Annotated in this window: 22 protein-coding genes; 10 read left to right on the top strand and 12 right to left on the bottom strand. The window is 63.3% G+C overall.

The genetic code is table 11. From position 1 onward, the window contains the following. Positions 1-183 precede the first annotated feature (183 nt). Positions 184-1,308, bottom strand: coding sequence for a sugar ABC transporter substrate-binding protein (locus J8I29_RS13200; RefSeq protein WP_105860395.1), 1,125 nt, complete (start codon positions 1,306-1,308; stop codon positions 184-186). Between the two features lie 188 nt (positions 1,309-1,496). On the opposite strand from J8I29_RS13200, the gene J8I29_RS13195 reads away from it, so the two are divergent. Together J8I29_RS13195 and J8I29_RS13190 are read left to right on the top strand one after the other, a co-directional pair. Beyond that, complete coding sequence (locus tag J8I29_RS13195) at positions 1,497-2,180, top strand: GntR family transcriptional regulator (protein WP_209431993.1); 684 nt, start codon at positions 1,497-1,499, stop codon at positions 2,178-2,180. A gap of 120 nt (positions 2,181-2,300) precedes the next feature. Continuing rightward, a complete protein-coding gene (locus J8I29_RS13190) occupies positions 2,301-2,900 on the top strand; it encodes a VTT domain-containing protein (RefSeq protein ID WP_209431992.1) in 600 nt (199 codons plus the stop codon). 36 nt (positions 2,901-2,936) lie between these two features. On the opposite strand, the gene J8I29_RS13185 is transcribed toward J8I29_RS13190, so the two are convergent. Then, positions 2,937-3,089, bottom strand: coding sequence for a hypothetical protein (locus J8I29_RS13185; protein WP_209431991.1), 153 nt, complete (start codon positions 3,087-3,089; stop codon positions 2,937-2,939). Between the two features lie 309 nt (positions 3,090-3,398). On the opposite strand from J8I29_RS13185, the gene J8I29_RS13180 reads away from it, so the two are divergent. After that, positions 3,399-3,659 carry a hypothetical protein gene (locus tag J8I29_RS13180; protein WP_209431990.1) on the top strand — a complete coding sequence of 87 codons (261 nt, stop codon included), beginning with the start codon at positions 3,399-3,401 and terminating at the stop codon, positions 3,657-3,659. Positions 3,660-3,724: 65 nt separating this feature from the next. Here the strand turns inward: J8I29_RS13180 and J8I29_RS30435 are convergent, their stop codons facing one another. Continuing rightward, positions 3,725-4,441, bottom strand: a complete 717-nt coding sequence (locus J8I29_RS30435) for a response regulator transcription factor (RefSeq protein WP_209431989.1) — start codon at positions 4,439-4,441, stop codon at positions 3,725-3,727. A gap of 362 nt (positions 4,442-4,803) precedes the next feature. Here J8I29_RS30435 and J8I29_RS13170 point away from each other — a divergent pair, with 362 nt between their 5' ends. Both J8I29_RS13170 and J8I29_RS13165 read left to right on the top strand, forming a co-directional pair. Further along, a complete protein-coding gene (locus J8I29_RS13170) occupies positions 4,804-5,418 on the top strand; it encodes a response regulator transcription factor (RefSeq protein WP_209431988.1) in 615 nt (204 codons plus the stop codon). Beyond that, positions 5,419-7,209: a hybrid sensor histidine kinase/response regulator gene (locus J8I29_RS13165; protein WP_209431987.1), complete on the top strand. Its 1,791-nt coding sequence runs from the start codon at positions 5,419-5,421 to the stop codon at positions 7,207-7,209. A 29-nt stretch (positions 7,210-7,238) separates the two neighbouring features. Here the strand turns inward: J8I29_RS13165 and J8I29_RS13160 are convergent, their stop codons facing one another. The 3 genes from J8I29_RS13160 to J8I29_RS13150 form a co-directional block, all read right to left on the bottom strand. Next, positions 7,239-8,498 (bottom strand): FAD-dependent oxidoreductase, encoded by a 1,260-nt coding sequence (locus J8I29_RS13160; RefSeq protein WP_209431986.1) that lies wholly within the window; start codon positions 8,496-8,498, stop codon positions 7,239-7,241. 343 nt (positions 8,499-8,841) lie between these two features. Further along, complete coding sequence (locus J8I29_RS13155) at positions 8,842-9,768, bottom strand: cation transporter (protein WP_209431985.1); 927 nt, start codon at positions 9,766-9,768, stop codon at positions 8,842-8,844. A 117-nt stretch (positions 9,769-9,885) separates the two neighbouring features. Then, positions 9,886-10,407 carry a hypothetical protein gene (locus J8I29_RS13150; RefSeq protein WP_209431984.1) on the bottom strand — a complete coding sequence of 174 codons (522 nt, stop codon included), beginning with the start codon at positions 10,405-10,407 and terminating at the stop codon, positions 9,886-9,888. A gap of 792 nt (positions 10,408-11,199) precedes the next feature. Between J8I29_RS13150 and J8I29_RS13145 the strand changes: the two genes are divergently transcribed. Further along, positions 11,200-11,406 (top strand): hypothetical protein, encoded by a 207-nt coding sequence (locus J8I29_RS13145; RefSeq protein WP_209431983.1) that lies wholly within the window; start codon positions 11,200-11,202, stop codon positions 11,404-11,406. Positions 11,407-11,506: 100 nt separating this feature from the next. On the opposite strand, the gene J8I29_RS13140 is transcribed toward J8I29_RS13145, so the two are convergent. Then, positions 11,507-13,027 (bottom strand): CoA transferase, encoded by a 1,521-nt coding sequence (locus tag J8I29_RS13140; protein WP_245196959.1) that lies wholly within the window; start codon positions 13,025-13,027, stop codon positions 11,507-11,509. A 175-nt stretch (positions 13,028-13,202) separates the two neighbouring features. Between J8I29_RS13140 and J8I29_RS13135 the strand changes: the two genes are divergently transcribed. Then, entirely contained in the window at positions 13,203-13,907 is a 705-nt protein-coding gene (locus J8I29_RS13135) for a DUF3053 family protein (RefSeq protein WP_209431982.1), read from the top strand. 125 nt (positions 13,908-14,032) lie between these two features. Beyond that, complete coding sequence (locus J8I29_RS13130; RefSeq protein WP_245196957.1) at positions 14,033-14,281, top strand: hypothetical protein; 249 nt, start codon at positions 14,033-14,035, stop codon at positions 14,279-14,281. Positions 14,282-14,331: 50 nt separating this feature from the next. Here the strand turns inward: J8I29_RS13130 and J8I29_RS13125 are convergent, their stop codons facing one another. Both J8I29_RS13125 and J8I29_RS13120 read right to left on the bottom strand, forming a co-directional pair. Then, positions 14,332-14,631, bottom strand: coding sequence for an I78 family peptidase inhibitor (locus J8I29_RS13125; protein WP_105860659.1), 300 nt, complete (start codon positions 14,629-14,631; stop codon positions 14,332-14,334). 286 nt (positions 14,632-14,917) lie between these two features. Beyond that, a complete protein-coding gene (locus J8I29_RS13120) occupies positions 14,918-15,838 on the bottom strand; it encodes an alpha/beta fold hydrolase (protein ID WP_209431981.1) in 921 nt (306 codons plus the stop codon). 166 nt (positions 15,839-16,004) lie between these two features. Here J8I29_RS13120 and J8I29_RS13115 point away from each other — a divergent pair, with 166 nt between their 5' ends. Next, entirely contained in the window at positions 16,005-16,478 is a 474-nt protein-coding gene (locus tag J8I29_RS13115; protein WP_105860658.1) for a helix-turn-helix domain-containing protein, read from the top strand. Between the two features lie 29 nt (positions 16,479-16,507). Here the strand turns inward: J8I29_RS13115 and J8I29_RS13110 are convergent, their stop codons facing one another. Beyond that, entirely contained in the window at positions 16,508-16,972 is a 465-nt protein-coding gene (locus J8I29_RS13110; RefSeq protein ID WP_105860384.1) for an Rrf2 family transcriptional regulator, read from the bottom strand. 204 nt (positions 16,973-17,176) lie between these two features. Between J8I29_RS13110 and J8I29_RS13105 the strand changes: the two genes are divergently transcribed. Next, positions 17,177-18,121, top strand: coding sequence for an NAD(P)/FAD-dependent oxidoreductase (locus J8I29_RS13105; RefSeq protein ID WP_209431980.1), 945 nt, complete (start codon positions 17,177-17,179; stop codon positions 18,119-18,121). A 55-nt stretch (positions 18,122-18,176) separates the two neighbouring features. Here J8I29_RS13105 and J8I29_RS13100 read toward each other — a convergent pair whose 3' ends face one another. Both J8I29_RS13100 and J8I29_RS13095 read right to left on the bottom strand, forming a co-directional pair. After that, positions 18,177-19,523, bottom strand: a complete 1,347-nt coding sequence (locus J8I29_RS13100) for a glutamate-1-semialdehyde 2,1-aminomutase (RefSeq protein WP_209431979.1) — start codon at positions 19,521-19,523, stop codon at positions 18,177-18,179. A gap of 58 nt (positions 19,524-19,581) precedes the next feature. Further along, a complete protein-coding gene (locus J8I29_RS13095; RefSeq protein ID WP_209431978.1) occupies positions 19,582-20,436 on the bottom strand; it encodes a fatty acid desaturase in 855 nt (284 codons plus the stop codon). Positions 20,437-20,447: the final 11 nt, after the last annotated feature.

The following is a 20,447-nucleotide window of genomic DNA, read 5'->3' as shown; positions in this document are numbered from 1 at the left end:
AGCCACTCAACGCGCCCGCCGGTTGGGCGAGGCCGGATGCTTTCAGTATGAGGCCGTCGGTCGAAGTCTCCCTCGCCCCGCTCTTGCGGGGAGAGGGTAAGGGTGAGGGGCGGCGCGACGGCGACTGAACTTGGCGGCGAGTGCTTGCCTGAATCGCGGCCGCTCATCCGCCACTGCCCACCCTCAATTCTCGGGCTGACCGACCAGTGCCGCCGAGAGGCCGAGTTCAGGCGTCTCTGCCGAATAGATCGAGGCGAACCAGCCGGGATTGGAGACCAGCGAAGGCTTGAAGGCATTGCAGCCGGCCTTCATCTCAGCCCAGCTGCCTTCCTGGCAAAGCTTGATCGTCTCGTTCGTCACGATCGGCAAGGGCAGCACGGTGTGCTTGGGAATGTCCTTGCCGTCGAGCTTGGCAACGGCGAGCTTCAGGGCAAGGCCCCCCGAATAAGGCGGCGAGGCATAGGAAATTCGGGGAGCGGCCATCGGCGTATAGGTGCCGTTGGCGCCCTCCACCTCGGTACCCACCGGCAGCATCTGGATGCGGCCGCCGTTCGAGCCCTCGCCGGCGCAGGGCTTGAGCTTGTCGGGGGTGGCGCCCGCTTCGATCTGCATGGTGTTGGCGGTATAGCAACCCACCTGCATCCACAGCCCGTCGATCTCGTCCCATTTGCGCGTGGCCATGATCTTGGACAATTCGGTGCGGGCCACCGCCTGGCTCCACATGCCGACGGCTTCGTTGACGATCTTGATGCCGGGATATTTGGCGAAGACTTCCTTGGCCGCCTTGGTGCGTAGCGTATCGACAGAGGTGCCGGGCACGCCGGTGATGGCGATGATGTTGCCCTTGCCGTTCAGTTTCTTGGCCAGCCATTCGGCCGTGACCCGCCCTGCCTCGCTCTGGTCGATCGTGACGTTGTAGGCGCATGGCTCGGTGATCTCGCCGTCATAGGCGATCACCACCACGCCCTTGCCGCAGGCGTTCTTCACGGCCGCGTTCAGGGCGGTGGGCGAAATCGGGAAGACCACGATCGCCTTGGCGCCCGCCTGCACCATGGCGTTGATCTGCTGGATCTGGCGCTGGGCATTGGGCCCGGCGACCTGGACCTGGAGGTCGACCTTATCGGCCATCTCCTTGCTGGCGGCCATGGCCTTGACCATGTTGGCGGCCTCGCCCTGCCAGTCATTGCCGATATAGCTCATCGACAGATAGATCTTGTATTTGTCCTTGGCCTCCGCCTGACCGCCAAGGGCGCATAGGCCGAACAATCCCGCGCCCAGCAGGGCAGCGCTGCGCTTTGCCAATCCCATTCTTCCCTCCCTGTCAGCCCGCTTCGTTGCGGCGGGCACTTCGACTCGTTGATAAGCCAGCTTCTGTGAGCTACTTTTGATCATAAATCAAAGATCAGAATTTTAGCAAGCCTGCCGGCGCTTTCTCCAAACGCCGAACCGACCTACAAGACGAGAATCCCGCCCCGGGATTGCAATGCGGAGGTTCCATGAGCGAAACGAGGTCCAAGGCACGAGAGCCGCTCTCGGTCGTGCGCGTGCAGCGCGCCACCATGCAGGAGGACGTCTATCGCCAGGCCAAGGAACTGATCCTCAATGGTGACCTGGCACCGGGCCAGTCGATCACCATCCAGTGGCTGGCGGATGCTTTCGGCGTCAGTGCCATGCCGGTACGCGAAGCGATTCTGCGCCTCACGGCAGAAAAGGCGCTCACCGTGGTGGCGGGGCGGAGCCTCGGCATTCCCCATCTGACCCGGGAGCGACTGGCGGACCTAACGCGGACCCGCCTGGAGATCGAGGGACTGGCCGTATCCTGGGCCGTGCCCAATCTCCAGCCCGCAACGCTCGCCCGGCTGGATGAACTCGTCGCAGAAATGGACAACATCAAGCCGAACAAGGAAGCCCGGAAGATCTATCTGCGCGCCAACCGGGCTCTTCATTTCGAGATCTATCAGGCGAGCGGCTCGGAAACCCTGATCGGCATCATCGAAAGCCTCTGGCTCCAGGTCAGTCCCTATTTCAACCTGCTGCAGGAACGCGGCAATTTCGTCGTCTCGAACAAGCACCATCGTGTCCTGGTGGAGGCGCTGAAAAAAGGCGACCAAGCCGGCGCGGTTCGCGCCGTCCAGGCCGATATCGGCGACGCAGCCAATATTCTCGAAACCATCCTCTGACAGGTTCGCGTCCGCATCCAGCCGCAGGCGGGGTGAATGGCCCTTGAGCAAGCGCCCTCGAGGTTGCATCCTGCCGGTGACACGGTATGAACGATAAACGGCACCGGGACTGGTTTGGGCATGCAGGCGGATCTATTGAGTTTTGCCGGCGAGTGGGGCGCGGCCTTGATGCTGCTGCTCTTCTTCGTCAGTGCCGTCTCCCTGCTGCCCCGGCCCGCGCTCTGCATCGTTGCCGGCTCCGCCTATGGTCTCTACGGCATCCCGCTCGCCTTGACCGGATCCATCCTCGGTGCGTCCGTGGCTTACTGGCTCGGCCTTGCGGTAGGCCGCCGCTATGGGCATCGCCTTAGCCGGCGCTGGCGCCTGCTCGCCCCGCTTCGCGAAGCCGTTCGCCTGGGTGGCTGGCGTATCGTGCTCTTATGCCGTTTCGCGCCGATCGCGCCTTCGAGCCTCGTGAGCTTCGTGTTCGGTTCGACGTCGACCGCCTTCGGCCCCTTTCTGGCCGCGACCGGGCTCGGCATCCTGCCCGGCATCGCCTTGCAGGTGGCCGCCGGTGCCGGACTGCGCGCCAGCCTCGATGGTCACCTGTCCACCCTGCAGATCGTCACGTTCGGCTCGGGCCTGTGCGCAGGCTTGGCGGCCCTTTTCCTGCTGGGCCGCAAGCTGCGGCAGGTTCTGGCAACCTATCATGAGCCGACGGCGGAAGATCGGATCCGATAGCTCGTCCGCGCGCAATCTGGAACGCCGCCGGCCTCCTCAACTGCGTTTTCTTCGCCGAATCTTGGCCGCCACCGCACCCGCCACCAGCAGGCCTGCCACCGTCAGGGCAAGGATGCCCGTCACGCGGATGGCTGCCAAGGCGATGATAATGGAAGTCAGGGCATGGATGAGGGCGTCGGCGATACTCAACAAGGGCGGCGCGTACCCAATGGGGAAGGAAAGCGATGACGTCCCTGCGAAGATGGCATGAGAGTTGGGCGCTGATGGGGCACTTGCCCGCAACGAGCCCCGCCGCGCCCGTTCCGCCTCTGCAAACGATAGTGGACGTGGCACGGGGCCACCGGATCACATCCCTGTCACGCGGGTTGCAGATCTAATGGCAAGCACAGAAGGCCTGCAGCCACGACCCGATCCGATACCTAGCCGGCATTGGGGGCGATAGGCGTTCGGTTCAAGAAAACACGTCGACATGAAGACATCCAGAAGAACCGCACCTCAATGCGGTCGCTGGTCCCGCCGGTGGCAGCCATGACGCTCGATAGGCACGACAGATCTCCCACCCCCGCGCAGGGTTCGATCGTCGAACGTGCCTCCTGGCTGAGATATGGCGTGTGCGCCGAACCGCTGCGCAACGAGCATATGCTCAACTGCTACGAGCCCTTCCTGGTGGTTGCCTTTCCGGGCGGAAAGGATTGCGCGGACCTGGTCGCACGGGCCCGGCGATCCGGCGTCCGCATCGTTGAAACGGATACGCCGTAAAGCCCACGGCGCGGCTTCCCGGTTAGCGCGACAGCGCCGGAATTCCGCCGTCGTCTCCGATCGGATCAGTTGGCATCGCCCTCAAAAAGATTGTTGGTCATATAGGCGATTTCCGTGCGGTTGCGCGCGCGGATCTTCTGCATGATGTTGCGGATGTGCACTTTGACGGTGCATTCTTCCATATTCAGCTTGTAGGCGATGATCTTGTTGGATTCCCCCTGCCGCAGACGCTGGATCACCGCCAGTTGCTTGGGCGTAAAGGCGGCCTGCCGCAACAGGCCCTCGTCCGGGCTCTCTTCACCGGCGAATCCGGCGCGTGACTTCAACGGCAACAAGCCGCTTGCCGGAACGAAGACGCCTCCCGCAGCCACCAGACGTATGGCCGCCAGGGCGACATCGAGGCTGGAACTCATGCCGATATAGCCCCTGGCCCCCTTGCCGAGAGCCGCCACGATCAACCGGGGATCCTCGACATCGGAAACGACGATCACCCGGACGTCATTGCAATGCTCCGCCACAAAGGCCAGATCGAGGTCGACGATCGCCTCGGTTGCCTTCTGGCCCGTGCCGCAAAGCAGGGCGATGCAGGGTGCGTGCCCTCCCCCATTCTGGTGCCAATCCTCCAGGCTCGCATATCCGGCCACAGTAAAGGCGGGGGCAGCGGCGATGAGGCTGTGCGTCAGGCAGCTACGGGTGAGCTGTTTTTCATCGATGACGGCAATCGCCCACGGCGCGCCCTGCCGGCTCTGTTCGGGAAGATTGGGAGTGGGTATCGGTTCCACGAAAGGGATCTTTCCGCAAGAATAATGGGCCATGAGAACTTCGGCAGCGAATTGCCCAAGCACATAGTGCGCCACCTGTCCCGCCGGCTACCCTTGAAAGCGCAGCTCGTTTGAGTGGGATAGGCAATGGATCGGCGAGGCAAAAACCCCGCCTATCCGAAATTCTCTTGCGCCAAGCGCTCCAGCCTGAGCAGGCTTGCAAACTCGTCGTGAGACCAATCCCGCCAAGTTGCTCCACTCAACTCCAACCCGTTGGTCAAAATGACTTTAGGAACTTCCTGGTCCCTTTTCCATAGTCTGTCTTGGACTAGTCTGCATGGACTAATGGTCTAAGCCCGGCAACTGGCCTAAAGTGAAGTGTCATGCACGCCCCATCACCGCTGCACTTGCTCCTGATCGACGATCATTCGCTCCTGCGCGCAGGTCTGCGCCTCGTGCTGGAGCAGGGGCTGCCGCATGCCATGATCCGTGAAGCCGGTTCGATCGCCCAGGCCATTGCGGAGGATCAGGTGCGGCCTCATGCGGTGCTGCTGGATATCGAGATGCCCGGCCTCAGCGGCATGGAAGGGCTGGCCGTATTCAGGCGGCGCTGGCCCGGCGCGCCAGTGATCATCCTCACCTCGCATGACGATGTCGGCACCCGGGCGGAAGCCCTCGCCAAAGGCGCCGCCGCCTTCCTGTCCAAGGCGGAGCCGACCGATCGTATCGTCGCCACCGTGGAGGGCGCCCTGCGGGGCGAGACCATCCCGGGCGAGACGGTCCAGTCGGTCGCCAGGAATCAAGCCCAGCTCACGCCGCGCCAATACGAGGTTCTCGACCAATTGAGCCGGGGTTATTCCAACAAGGTGATCGGGCGGCATCTCAACCTCTCGGAAAATACAGTGCGTGTGCATGTGCAGGCGCTGCTGGCCGCCTTCGATGTGGCAAGCCGGGCGGAGGCCGTGGCTGTTGCACGCGACCGCGGCCTGATACGCTGAATGGCGGTGCACTGGTTCAAGCCTGTTCCCGCCCGCATCGCCGCGGAGCAGCTTCGCTTCATGCTGGGCACCGCTCCGTTTGCCTTCATCATCGGTGGCATCGGCAATGCGGCGATGGCCGTCATCTTCGCCCTGAATGCCCCGGTGCTCCCCTTGGCGATCTGGGCGGTCTGTTCTTTTCTGCCCGTTCCGTTTCTGCGCTTGCTCGCCAGCCGCTTTCGCGACAGTCCGGATCCCGTTGCCGAAGCCGGCCGCTACCAGCGCTATACCATCGTGCTCGCCACGTCGATCGGTGTCTTGCGGGGCATATTGCCCTGGATCGCCTTCGACCAGGCCTCTCCTCTCGCCATCGCGCTGCTCCTGTGCTTCATGGCCGGCATCCAGGCCGGCTCGCTCACCTTCATGGCCCCCGTATTGCCGGCCTTTGTCGGCTATTCGATTGCGTTCATCGCCATGCTGGCCCTCAAATTGGTCACGCTCGGCGATCCGATGTATTGGGGCATGGCGATCGGCAGCGTCTTATTTTGCATCGCCATCATCGCTTCGGCGCGAAGCGCTTCGCAGACCTTCCAAAAAATGGTGGAGCTAAGGTTCGAGAACAACGAATTGGTGGAGCGCCTGCGCCAGGAGACGGCCATCGCCCAGGCTGCCCGTCTCGAGGCCGAAACGGCCAACCAGGCCAAATCGAAATTCCTGGCCGCCGCCAGCCACGATCTGCGCCAACCCATCCATGCCCAGGGCCTGTTCCTGGAAGTGCTCGCTCGGAGCCCGTTGACGGCACAGCAGCGTGCGATCCTGGACAATGCCCGCGCCGCCTCGAGTGCCTCGGGCGACATGCTCAACACCCTGCTCGATTTCTCGCGTCTGGAAGCCGGCGTCGTCACGGTGAGCAAGCGCAGCTTCGAGCTTCAGCCCCTGCTCAACAGGATCAGCACCGAGCTTGCTCCATCGGCGGATGAAAAGGGCATCGTCTACCGCCAGCGCGATACCGATGTCGTGGTCGAATCGGATCCGGCACTGGTGGAGCTGATCCTCCGCAACCTGATCTCCAACGCCGTTCGCTACACCGAACGCGGCGGCGTGCTGATCGGCTGTCGCCGCCGTTCCGATCAGGTGCATGTCGAAGTCTGGGACAGCGGTATCGGCATCGCCGCCGACAACCAGCAGGAGATCTTTCGCGAATTTCATCAGCTCGGCAATCCAGAACGCGACCGCCGCAAGGGGCTTGGCTTGGGGTTGGCCATCACCGAGCGTCTCGCCCGGGCCGCCAATCACGAATTGCGGCTGCGCTCGGTGGTTGGCCGCGGCAGCAAATTCGCTCTCATCCTGCCGCTCGCAGCCAGGCAGCCGGACAGGCAGGCCGAGCCCGTGCCGTCCGCACCCGCCAACGACCATACGACTTTGGGTGCACCCTGCCGGATCCTCGTCATCGACGACGACGAAGCCGTCCGCGAAGGCATGTTACGCCTGCTGACGACCTGGGGCGCGCAGTGCGAGGCGGTGGAAGGCATCGAGCAGGCGCGGCTTTGCCTCGGCCGCCTGCCGCCGGACCTGGTGATCTGCGACTACCGCCTGCGCGAGCAGCGTACCGGCGCCGAGGCGATTGCCATCCTGCGGGAGCAGATTCCGGGCCTGCCGGCCATTCTGATCACCGGTGACACCGCACCCGAACGGCTGCGCGAAGCAGAAGCCAGCGGCATTCCCCTGTTGCACAAGCCGGTTCTGCCGGCCGCCCTCTTCGCCAAGATCCGCAGCACCTTGCCAGCTGGGGAAAAGCGCGCTCACGGCTGAACCTGGCAGCGCCAGAGCCGCCTTGTTTCTCAGCCGAACCGGTCCATCGCAAAAGGCGCGGGATTGGCAAAAGTCGGCAACCCCGCCATCATTTCCGATAGCAGCCGTCCCGTGGCCGGGCCGAGCGTCAAGCCGTGATGGTTATGACCGAAGGCGAACCAGAGGCCTTTGTGGCGCGGCGCCGGGCCGATCACGGGGCGCATGTCCGGGAGGCAGGGGCGCGATCCCATCCAGGGCGCTGCCTCGACACGCTGAGCGAGCGGAAACACCTCACGGGCATGCGGCTCGGTGCGGTCGAGCTGAACCGGCGTCGGCGCGTGATCGCGGGAGGCGAACTCGATTCCCGTCGTCAGCCGGATACCTCGGGTCATCGGCGCCAGCAGATAGCCACGCTCGATGTCGACGATGGGGCGATTGAGCACGGCGCCGGCCGCGGGCTTGAAATGCACGTGATAGCCGCGCTTGACCGCCAGCGGCACCCGATAGCCGAATTTCGTGTAGAGCCGGTCCGACCACGGTCCGAGGGCCACGACCGCTTCGCGGGCGTGATAATGCCGGTCAGGCGTTTCCAGGCTCCAGCCATCCTCCTCCTGCCGCAGGGCGCTGGCGTCGGCCTCGACGAAGCTGCCGCCATTGCGGCTGAAAAGCGCGGCATATTCCTTCACCAGCCGGCCGGGATCGGCAATGGTGGCCGGATCACGCCAATGGACCGCGCCCGCGAACACACCCGCCAGGCTCGGTTCCCTTTCGCGCAGCGCAGGGGCTCCGAGCAGATCATAGTTCAGGCCGAACTCGTCGAGTTGCCTGGCTGCGGAGCAGGCCTTTTCGAAGGCCGCGGTGCTGCGATAGGCCTCCATCCAGCCGGTCGGCCGCAATTGGTCGGAAATGCCCGCATCGGCCATCAGCCTGGCATGTTCCTCGACCGAATGCTCGATCAGGGGCAGCATGTCGAGGGCTGCCCGGCGCAGGCGCTTGGGCGAGGACTCCCACCAGAAGCGCACGAGCCACGGCAGGGCCTTGGGCAGGAAGCGCCAGTGATAGCGCACGTCGGCGGAAAGGTTCAGCCCATAGTGGACAAGCGTCGAGAGCTCCCGCGGAAAGCCATAGGGAATGACGCTGGCCCGCTCGATCAGACCGGCGTTGCCGTAGCTGGTTTCCTCCCCCGGGGGGCGACGGTCGATAAGAACGACGGATCGTCCCAATTTCTGAAGATGCAGGGCAACCGAGACACCGACGATGCCGGCACCAAGCACCAGCACATCGCCCGATTGCCTGACGACTTGAAGCATGGACCGCCGCCTCTAAACATTTCGTGGGCCAAGACCCAATTCACGACCAAGACCTGATTCATGACCAAGAGCTGCGCATGGAGTACATGACTGCCGGTCGTTTCGCGATGTCCTTGCGCATGCGCAGACATGTTCGCAAGCAATTTCGTGGCGCCACCGGCGACGCCGTAAGCCGGCTGCGATGGATTTGGACTGACTGCCTCAATTGACGTGCGCCTGCAGTGACGCAAATCGGCCAACTATTTCCTAGTCCAGAGCATCAAACTATAAACTTAAATTATTGATACAAATCGATAATCGTGGATGTTCATGTCAGCCACATGGACCTACCGTTCTCGTGGTCTTACACCGCCCACTCGACATCGGTGGTGAAGGCGATGGTCAGCCAGCGATCCCGGCTCTCGCCACCGATCGCTTCGCCGATTTCGTCGCGAATCCGGTCCCATTCTTCCAGGCGCATGGCAGGCCGACCGGGCGGCACGATGAAATAGAGTTCGATCTGGCGACCCCGGCCGACTTTTGCGACATAGGCTTTGTGGGTCAGGAAGCCGTATTTGGCGACGAAGGTCCTGGCAACGGCGTCGACATGGTCCTTGAGGGAGGCTGGCGTCACTAGAAGGATTTCGGACAGGGCCTGCCTTACGGTCGAAATCGGCAGAGGGACGATGACCAGACAGAGGAGAAGCAGAACCACGGGGTCGACATAGGGCGTAAGCCAGTCGATGCGCGTACCCTCGATGGCATGGCCGATGCAGAAAGCAAGAAGAAGCGCGCCGGTGATCGAAGCCGACATGATCCAGGCCTTGGCATCGAGCGCCACGAAATCGGAGCGTATGGTCCGGTTCACGCGGGTTTCGATCACCGCCATGGCGATGCAGGCCGCCAGGGCCACGGCGGCATAGAGAATGGCATATCCGAATTCGAGGTCTCTGCCGCCGACCATCAGGCTGCCGATGGCATTGATCATCGCATAGATGGCCGCCCCGATGAGCATGGCACCGTTGAGGCCGAGAACCATCGGCTCCAGATGCCAAAAGCCCATGGTGAAACGCTCATGCAACTTTCCCACGGCGGTGGCAGGGGACGAATTGGCGGCGATCAAACGGGCCACCACAAGCGCGAGGCCGCTCATGCTGGCATCGAGCAACGCATATACGCCGTCGAACACGATGGAGAAGGAGCCGGAAAGAAGACCGAACAGCACGCCGAAAAGAGCAACGAAAAGAGTGGCGGCAATGGAGACCTTGAGAATGCCTTGTTCCGTATCCACCATCCTCCCCCACGCCGACGAGCCGTATTCCTAACCCGTTGCGCAGCCTAGCAGGCTGATGAATGGCATCAACTGCACCGGTCGACAGATGACGTGCTTGAGGCCTTGCAGGCGAAGCTACGGACGCAACTGTCCAGGACGGCCCGAGCCGAGATTGCGGCGTACATGCCGCAACCGGCACGTCCAGCGTTCCCCAGGCTTGGCTGCGGAACGGGCGGCCCGTGCCGACAGGGGCTTGCGCCCAGGCTCTTCCGTCGCATCCCCGGCGGAGGCAGCATCCAGAAACGCGGTCGAAGCGTCAGCCGTCCTGCTACGCGAGGCTGCCCTCGCTTTCTCGGGCTGGCTGGAAGAGAGCGACGGCTCCTGACCGTTCAGAAACTCCGCGTAAGGTGCCGACTGCGACTGCACGGAAAGACGCTTTTCGGGCAATACCTTCTTGTTGCGCGCCTTCTTTACCGGAACGATTTTCGCCTCATCCGGCTCGGGCACCGCGGCTTTCGCCACCTTCCGGCTGCGCTTAGCGATATTCTTGGCGACAGCCTTGTCACCCTCCTCGTCGCGCGCTTCGGCCTGTCCTGAAGCGACAGCCCTGCCCTTCCGTTCAAGCGCTGCCTGGACAGGAACGGGCGCGGGCTCCACAGGAGCGGATACCGGGCGTTCGGCCTCCGGCGCCGAGTCGGCGGCTCGAGGCTGAAAGAACTGCTCAGCATGTTGCCAGGCCTTGGATCGCGCACCGGCAGGCTCAGGTGCATCCTCCCAGGACGACGTCGGTCGCGGGGGTGGAGAGGCCTGGGCCGGAATCGATCGCGAACGCCTGACCTCGACGAAGAAAGGCTTGGACGGGGGCTTCATTCGGGAATGTATGTTGTTTGCGAGTCGTGGAACGCGGGCAGCATTACACCCTCGACGGTGCTTGGCAAACCGCCAGATGCGACGAAATACGAAATATCGCTCCTTCTCCCCACGCCAAGTCGTAAAGCCGGAACTCCTGCAGGATCATTGCACCTCTTGATCGCGCTTCGGGACCGGCATTCTCCCGTCGAATTGCACGAGGGCCACGCTAGCTTCTCGAACTGCAGCCAAAGCGCCGCTGCGTCCCGCCAACCGTTCTTTCGCGATGTGCGAGGTTCTCCGCCGGCGATAACTCGGATTCCTGACAGAGAACCGCCTGCCGCCATATCGGGGACTGGCGGCAAGGGCTTCTGAGGGTTGCGCCATCGAACCCGGCCCATCGCGCCCAGGTCCCGAACTTCCCGGCTCAGGGCTGTGTCATAACGTCACCAGCAGCCCGCTCTCGACCGCCTTTCCAGCCATCACGGCCGGACGAAGATCGCGATGTGCGAAATCGCACTGACGAGCCCTCCAGCGTCCTGGCTTTTCGTTACGTCATGTCGACATTTCGAGGGCGAAATCTTGGTGCGGAAAGAGACGTTGCTGGACCTCATCGAGGGAAAAAACCGATCCGGAAAGGCCGGCCGGGGGATTGCCCGGCACCAGCATTGCTTAGCCACCTGTATCGTGGCGACACTTGCGGTCGCCCTCGTGACCACGGCCATTGCCGGGGTCTCGGCCTATCGAGGCCAGACGACCTATTGGAACCATCCGGCCCAAAAACGTGCTTCCCTGGCCAAGTCCTGAAGCGTTTTGCATTTGGCGGAATAGCCAAGGAATATCGATCGCGAGACCGACATTCCCTGGTCACTCGAGGGAAGCGTTGCTGCCGATAATGCGTAAGGCTTCAACCTGCCAGCCAGGCGGCAGCTGACGATCCCAGTTTCGGAGCGGCCAAATCCCATCTCATGGGAATGTCCGCAATCGCAACCGGCGGACGAAGGCGGCGGGCCGGCCCCCAGCCGGTCTGCTCGATGGAAGCCGACCAATCGGAGGGTTGCTCAGGTGCCAATGCCTCCGCTTCACGCACTTGGTTTCTAGTTGAAACTAAAAGATGAGCGGTTCGCGCCAGAGATCCACGTATTTCGTATCCCCGCCCCGTCTGCAACCGTTCCACCAGCCCCCGAATGGCCGCCGCGGCGAGGAGATAGCCCGTGGCATGGTCGATCGCCTGTCCGGGCAGTGGTGTCGGACGATCGCGCCCCGCCGCCCGCATGCCGGCTTCGGCGATCCCCGTGCTCATCTGGATCAGGCTGTCATAGCCCCGCCGCCCATGCCAGGGGCCGCTCCAGCCATAGGCGTCCAGGCAGACATCGATCAGCCCCGGATTGAGTTGGCGGCGGCGCGCGGAATCGAGCCCGAGGCGGGTCAGGGCATCAGGCCGATAGCCGTGAACGAACACGTCCGCTTGTGCGAGCAGTCGTTCCAGCACATGGAGATCGTCGGAATTCCTCAGGTCGAGCCGGGCACAGCGTTTGCCAAGCACCACCTCCGGCACGGTGGCCGGCTCCTCCCACCCGGGAGGATCGATGCGCAGCACCTCGGCTCCGAAACCCGCGAGGAAGCGCGTCGCAACGGGACCGGCAAGGATGCGTGTCAGGTCCAGCACCCGGACGCCCTGCAAGGGTCGGCCCGGCAACGGCAGCACGTGCGATCGATGACCGCCGGCGCTGCTGCTGCGGTGCAGCAGCGGTTCGGCATTGACGGTTCGCCCCTGCGCATGATCGGCCCATTGGTCGAGCGTGCGCATGGCGGCAGCACAGCCATTCTTGGCCACGATGGCCGTCTCGAGGGCCTCTGCCTGCCATTGCTCCACGGCCGCAGCCACCGCCTCCCGGTCAATGGGCGTCTTGAGCACAGCCAGGGCCGCATCGCGGTGATGCGGGGCATTCGTGTGCAGCCGGATCCAGCCATCCGCCGCCCGATAATCGCCGGCCACCACATCCCATTGCGGCGGCATCGACCAGCCCTGCGGCCGTAGCGAGGTGAGGAACCAGAACGAGGCCAGCCGCCGGTCGACTTGCACGGCGGGGAATTTGCCCTGTTGCAGCGATGCCAGTTCGGCGATGGCAAGGCTGGCGGCCCCCACCGCCGCGCCGGCGAGATCGGTCACGTGAAATGTGGACGGTAGAGCGCCGGTACCTTCTATCGCAAGGTGGCTGAGATGCGCTGCGTCACCGCCGACGGCCTGCCAGATTTCGCGCAGGAAATACGCGACAGGCGTAGAAACGGTCGAAGAAAGCAAGGGCGCCGCGGGTTCGTCGCGCATGGAAGCCTCAATATGTTCGTCTTCAATGAACAATGCCGGGAATGTCGAGCCCCGGACTGCGCCGGCCGCCGGAATTTCCAGACTGACCTGGTAGCGCATCGGGCTTGAACGGACGATCTGGCATGCTAGGTAGACCTGCCCCGCCTTTCCTTCCGTTTTCCTTCTTCGCCTCTTCCCGTGTCGCCTTAAGAAAATTATAAATCTACATGATTTCAATGCTCTATATAGAGATCCTTATCTAATCACTCCATTCAAATTACCTGGAATCGATAGTATGAACTTGTTCGCCCGTCCTGTCCTGCTTCTGGGGATCCTGCTCTGCCTTGCCCTTTCCGCCTGCGGTGACCAGGAGCCCAGCCAGCGCAAGGAATTCATCGAATTCCTGCAGACCCGCATTCTCGACAAGCCCGGCGCCCATGTGCCGCAATTGAGCGGCAATCAGAAGGACGCCTTCGGTCCCTACGTCAAGGACTACGCCATCATCACCGACTTCGCGGCAGGCCCGTCCGGTGGGCCGGGCAATCTGCAGCAGCGCTTTGGCGCCATCGTGGCCAAGGGCTCCATCCGTTCGATGAGCGATCTGGCGTCGCGGCGCGAGGATCTGGTCGCCGTGCAGAATCTCATCGACGAGCTTGGCGGTGCCATCGACCAGGCCCTTGCCAAGGCCGATGCCGCCAAGGGACAGCTCAAGCAGCCCGAGGATCTCAAGATCGTCTTCGACAAGGCCTATGAGCGGGACGTGACGGCGGTCGCCGACAACGTCAAGCAGATGCTGCCGCCGGTCCGGGACATGACCGCTGCCGCCCTGCGGCTGTCCGACTTCATCGCGGGCAACAAGGACAGGCTCGAGGTCGCTGGCATGACGATAACCGCCAAGGATCAGAAGACTTTGACGGCCCTGGAGCCGCTCCTCGACGATTTCAACGCAAAAGGGCGGGCCGTGATGGCGCTTCAGCAGAAATTCCGCTCGTCGCTATAGGGCCTCGTCAAGCCCTGGAGCTTTTGCGATTTGACGGAATCGGCCGCAGTCGCAAAGAGGCTCGAAACGGGAACTGGGGCAGACATGCCCCCAGCTCCGAATGCGCCCTGCCTGAGGTATCGAATATGCTGATCTTGCGAAAACTCATCATGATCGTGGTGGTGGCCGTCATCGCCATCGTCGGCACGGCCGGCTATCGCTGGTACGACTATGTGACGGCCGCCAAGGACCCGCTCGACGAAGTCGGCATCGAGCTCAACAGCCGCATGCCGATGGCCCTGCGCAAATGGGGCTGCTACCAGCTGCAGAAGCGCTTCGGCGACCGCCTGCCGCCCTATGGCTGCTCCAGCGGCGACGGTCGGAGCTGGATGTAGCCAGGTTGTTGCATCGACACTCGTCCGAGGCGATGGAAGGGGCCCCTGCATTAACCGCAACCGGCGCTGACCACCCGCCCGGTAGCGGGGTTGGTCGTGATGGTCACCCGGTCCTGGCGAAAATCGAAGGTAACGGCCTGGCCCGGCTTGATCTGGCGCACGATCGGAGCGCCCGTCAGCTTCCTGGCTTCGTCGTCGGTTGGCTTGGGCTGGCCGACCAGACGCTGCGCCGCCTCGGCCACGCAGGTCGCAGACTGCCCTGGCTGCGCGGCATTGGAGGCGCAAGCCGCCAGCGCCAGCATGGCGACAGGCAGGAACGGAAGGAAAGGCTTGAACTGGCCTGCGGGCATGGCGAATTCCTCATGGCGGTGTTTGATCGGCGACAACCCATCTGACGCTGTCCTAGCGGATTGCGCCCGGCGACATCGTCGCCCTGCGCAATCTCGGCAATGTCAATGAGTGTATATTTTCAGACTCTTACATAGATCTTTTCATCTTAAGAATTCGGAAAACATTTCGACATTTTAGCCTGGCGGCATGGCCTCGATATGGCGAGCTCCGGCTTCTTCGCGGGGCGGCGGAGAGCGTCTGCACCCGGGGAGCAGGACGGTCGCCGCAGGGCACATCCGAGCGATCTCACGACCGGCGAATGAAATCGCGGATCAGGGCGGCAACGACGTCCGGGGCGTCTTCAAAGCAATAATGGCCGACTCCCTTGAGCCGCTCGATAGGCGCCCGCGGGAAGAGTTCGGAGAACATGGGCAGGAAATGCTCGGCGTGGAGCGTACGGTCCGCCTCTCCCCAGATCGCCAGAGCCGGCTTGTCGCGGATGATCTCGATAGCAGCCGGGCTGGGCTGCTCGACTTGGTGGGTGCCCAAGGCAAAACCCTCCGCCCAACCGATTGCGCCCAGGCATTCAGCCGGATTCGAAAAGGGCGCGCCATAGGCCGAGAGCCAGGCGTCGGTGATGACGGCATTGTTCTCGAAGCCGTTGAGCTTCAACGTGCTCAGAATGTTGAAGCCGAGTTGGCCGAGCACGCTTCTCAGTACGCCGCCTGCATGGGCTTGGACAATCCACCGGAACCAGGGCGATAGCTGCGCATTGGCGCTGAGGCGCTCGGGGAGACCGGCATGGCCAAAGGGTGTCGGTCCGTTGGCCGAGATGATCCTGCGGATCCGCTGCGGCTGCCGTGCGGCAAGCCCCATGCCGGCAGGACCGCCGAAATCGTGCATGACGAGCGTGATATTGCCGAGGTCGAGCGCCAGGACGAAGCGCTCGAGATTGTCGATGTGATCCTGCAGCCAATAGCTGCGTCCTTCCGGGGTCTCGCTCTTGCCGAAGCCCATGTGATCGGGAACGATCACGCGATGCGTCTGGCTCAGAACAGGAACCAGATGGCGGAAGAGATAGCCCCAGGTCGGCTCGCCATGCAGGCACAAGACGGGCTCGCCGTCATCCGGACCTTCATCGACATAGTGCATGCGAAAGCCGGGGGCGCTGCTGAAACGCGGGGCGAATGGAAAAGTGCCATCGAAGGTGGCCTCTGCTTCGATCATGGGAATATCCTGTATCCACGGTTTTGGATTGAAACCATGGGATCGATAAATCTTGTGGTTTCAATTTGCAACCCATATGCTTTAGACAAGGGTAGCAGGAACAGACGGAGCTTGTTTCGTCGGGCGAGCCTTCCCCGATGTGGACGAGGATGATGGACGCAATGCCATGGCCAAGAGGATAAGCCACCAGCAATCCCTGTGCGGGATCGCCCGGCCGCTGGATGCGATCGGCGACTGGTGGTCGCTGCTGATCGTGCGCGACGCCTTCGACGGTCTGCGCCGGTTCGGCGAATTTCAGAAGAATCTCGGTCTGGCCAAGAACATCCTCGCGGCGCGGCTGCGCAATCTGGTGAGCCACGGCATCATGGATCTGGTGCCTGCCAGTGATGGCAGCCCCCATCACGAATATGTCCTGACCGAGAAGGGCCGCGGCCTGTTCCTGGTGCTGGTGGCCCTGCGGCAATGGGGGGAGGATTTCTTCTTCGAGCCGGACGAATCCCATGTGCTGCTGGTGGACAAGAAGACCGCCCTCCCCGTGCGCAGGCTCGAGCTTCGCGCCCAGGACGGACGCGTGCTGGGCGCGCAGGATACGTTCGTCCGCAGCCCGCCGGGGCGGATGGAGACAGAGGAGATGGACTGAGCTCCTCCCCGTCCGCGCCGCGGGCTGTTCTAGCGCTCCTCCCGCTGTGCGTCGCACCGGCGTTCGCCATGCGCGGCCAAGCGTGCCCGGAAATCGGCGGAGAGGTCGGCCAGCGTCACCTTGGCAAACTGATCGAGCAGCAACTGGCGTGCCTCGCCGAGCGCGTCGTCGAGACGGACATTCACGGCCTGCTCGACCAGGCATTGCGGGTGGTCGTCGGAGAGGCCGAGAGCGAATATGGGCGGTTCGCCGATCGCGGCATAGACGTCGAGCAAAGTGAATTGATCGAGAGGCCGGGCGAGTTTCCAGCCACCGCCATGGCCCTTCTCCGAGGTCACATAGCCCTGCTCGCGCAGGCCCGCCATGGTGCGGCGGATCACGACGGGATTGGTGTCGAGCATCCGGCCGATCTCGTCCGAGGTCAGGCCGCGTTCGGCCTGATCAATATGAAGCAGCACATGGAGCATGCGTGACAACCGGCTGTCGCGAGCCATTTCGGTTCCTTCCTTCCAGCCTTCCCAATCCGGCCATGGCGTCGTGGCCGATGACCGGCCGCCGCTTCAGAGATACCCGGAATAGGGTCTCGTAACAATAAAAGTTGCGTTCCTCCTCGGCCAAGCTATCATGTAACTTTCAATGATACGTATCTGGCGGACCTGCCGGAGAACCGCTTCTCAAGCCGACTCAAAGGTGCTTCAATGACCGCGTCGCTCCTCGATAATGCCGACCGCCCTCCCCACGACGTCATCATCATCGGCGGCAGTTTTGCCGGCGTTTCCGCGGCGATGCAGCTCGCCCGCGCCCGCCGCCGGGTGCTGCTCATCGACGCCGGCCTGCCGCGAAACCGTTTCGTGGAGAGCGCCCATGGCTTTCTCGGCCAGGATGGACGCGCGCCGCGCGAGATCATCGGCACCGCGCTTTCCCAGCTCTCCGCCTATCCGACGTTCGGCTTCCTCGCTGGCCAGGCCCAGCAGGCCCGCCGGAACGGGGCGTTCTTCGAGGTCGAGCTGAAGGAAAAGGGCGTCGCACGCGGCCGGCGGCTGATCCTGGCGACCGGCGTCGGGGATGCACTGCCGGAGATCGCCGGCCTGCGCGAGCGCTGGGGCCTCTCCATCTTCAGCTGCCCCTATTGTCACGGCTTCGAGGTCGCGGATCGCCGCCTCGGCGTCATCGCCAACCATCCGATGTCGGCCCATCAGGCCGTGCTGGTGTCGGATTGGGGCCCGACGGTCTATTTCACCCAGGGTCGGTTCGAGCCCGACGAGGACCTCCTCCCGCTGTTCCGCGCCCGCAATATCGAGGTCGAACACAGCCCGGCCGTCGAAATCCTCGGCACGGGCACGGCCATCGAGGCCATCCGATCCGCAAATGGCCGGATGGTGCCGGTTGAGGCCGTCTTCACCGCGCCGCGGACATATTTGACGTCGCCGCTGGCAGAGCAGCTCGGCTGCCGGATCGAGGACGGGCCTCTCGGCCCCCTCATCAGCGTCGACGACCAGAAGCGCACCAGCATCGAGGGTATCTTTGCCGCCGGCGACGTCACCAGCATGATGGCAAATGCGACGATGGCTTCGGCTGCGGGCGTGATGGCGGGCGTATCCGCGCACCGCTCCCTTGTCTTCGATGGCGGCGCGCAGGGATGATCGATCGCGGGTGACAGCAGGCCGCCAGGTGCAAGCCACCGGGCGGCCCGAAAGATCACACCGTCCGCGCGAGGCCGCCGGCGACATCCTTGGCGGCCGCCAGCGTGGCCGCAATGTCCTCGCGGCTATGGGCCGTCGATACGAACAGGTTCTCGTAGGCGCCGGGATGGAAGAGCACGCCGCGCTCCAGCATGCCCTCGAACCAGCGCCGGAACAGGCCCTGATCCGCGTAACGTTCGGCGTCGCGATAATTGTGGATCGGCTTGCTGGCGAACCACACCTGCATCAGGGGTCCCACGCCGACTGTGTAGGCCGGCAGCCCGGCCTGCTTCAGGACGAGGTCGAGCCCGGTCCTCAACTCGTCCGAGACGGCATCCAGCTGGCCATAGACCCCGTCTTGGCCGAGTTCGTCCAGCGCCGCATTGGCGGCAGCGACCGCAATGCCGTTGGCCGTATAGGTGCCCGCCATCGACACCGTGCCGTCGGCGACGAGGCTCATGATCTCCTTCCTGCCGCCGAGCGCCGCCACCGGGAAACCACCGCCGAGCCCCTTGGCGAACACCGACAGATCTGGCCGGATGCCGAACCGCGCCTGGGCGCCGCCGAGGCCAAGCCGGAACCCGGTGATGACCTCGTCGAAGATCAGCACGACGTCATGCCGGGTGGCGAGATCGCGCATCGCCTCCAGATAGCCATGCCTGGGCAGGATGCAGCCGGTGTTGCACATCACCGGCTCGGTGATGATGCCGGCGATCTCCTCGCCATGCTTGGCCAGAACATCGGCGAGCGCCTGCGCATCGTTCCAGGGCAGGATGATCAGGTTCTCTTCCACGCCGCGCGGCATGCCGGGACCCTGCGGCACGGCCTTGGGGCTGTGGTCGGGCCCTGCCTTGTCGATCGGCGGGTGCTTGCTCCAATACACGCCGTCGGAAAAGCCATGATACATGCCCTCGAAACGGATGATCTTGCGCTTCCCGGTGAAGGCCCGCGCCAGGCGGGTGGCATAGAGCACCGCCTCGGTGCCTGTATTGCACAGGCGCACCTGCTCGACGCCGGGGACCGCAGCCACGATCTTTTCGGCCAGGACCGCCTCGTCGGCCGTCGGCAAGGCGAAGACGGTGCCGCGCTGCTCGATGAAATCGACCACAGCCCGCGTCACCTTGCGCGGGCGATGCCCCAGGATCATCGGGCCAAGCCCAAGGAGATAATCGATATAGTGGTTGCCGTCGGCATCGACGAGCCGCGATCCCTCGCCTCTCTCGACGAACAAGGGATAAGGCAGCCAGCCGGACCATTGGGCCCGGGCGGTCGAATTCACGCCGCCGGGAATGACATGGCGCGCCGTTTCGAACAGGGAGGCGCTGGTGGCGGTACGCGTGAGGGAGGGGCTGATGTAATTCACGGGATTGTCTCGATTGAGGAGGGCTTTGGCAAGGCGGGGCGTATGATCGGCGCGCGCCTCAGTGCTGGGCGAAATCAGCGTCGAGGAAGCCGAGCGGATGGGGTGGCCGGATCACCCGCGTGCCGGCCTCTTCCTGCTCGGCAGCAATGGTGCGATGCAGCTCCGCCATCTTGGTCCAATGGACCTTGGGCCTGTAGTGATGCTCGGCGTGGTAGCCGTTGTTCATCCAGGTCCAGTTGTAGACCTTTTCATAGGTGCTCACGCCCCAGGCCAGCGGCTTTTCCGGATCGCCGCCGAAATGCTCATAATAGCCGTTGAGGGAGGACAGGCACTGGCCCAGATAGTTGAAGGGCAGCATGCAGAGGATGAAGCGCCAGTCGAGCAGCGCCAGCACCAGGTAGAAGCCGATCATCACGGCGAGTTCGAACTTGGCCTGCCGGGCCTCGCCCGGGCGCCTGACTGCCATGGCCCGGAGGATCTCGGCCGGGTCATCGCGAAAATAACTGAGGAAGGTATAGGACCAGACGTTTTCGGGCTTGCCGTCGTGGCCATGCTTGTAGATCGACAGGTAGTCGATGGTTTTCCCGGCCTCGTCGGGCCTGTCCATATTGCCGCTGTGATGGCGCATATGGACGAAGTTGTACATGGCCTGCGAAAAACCGAGCGTGATCGACAGCATGAAGCTGAAGACGACGTTCAAGGTCCGGCTGGCAAAGAACGGATTATGAATGAAGTTGTGCGATATGCTGTTGATATTCCAGGATATCGACAGCGAATAGATCAGTGCCAGGCAGATGAAGCTCCACCACGACAAATGCGGGAAGGCGAGAAACAGCCCGATCACGGCGAGGAAATGAACGGTGCCGAGCACGACGGGCACCCAGTCCCATTTTGAATATTGCAGAATGCGCATCTTGAACGTTC

The sequence above is a fragment of the Labrys sp. LIt4 genome (assembly GCF_017813775.1).
Taxonomy (GTDB): Bacteria; Pseudomonadota; Alphaproteobacteria; order Rhizobiales; family Labraceae; genus Labrys; species Labrys okinawensis_A.
This window is presented reverse-complemented; position numbering and strand designations above follow the sequence as displayed.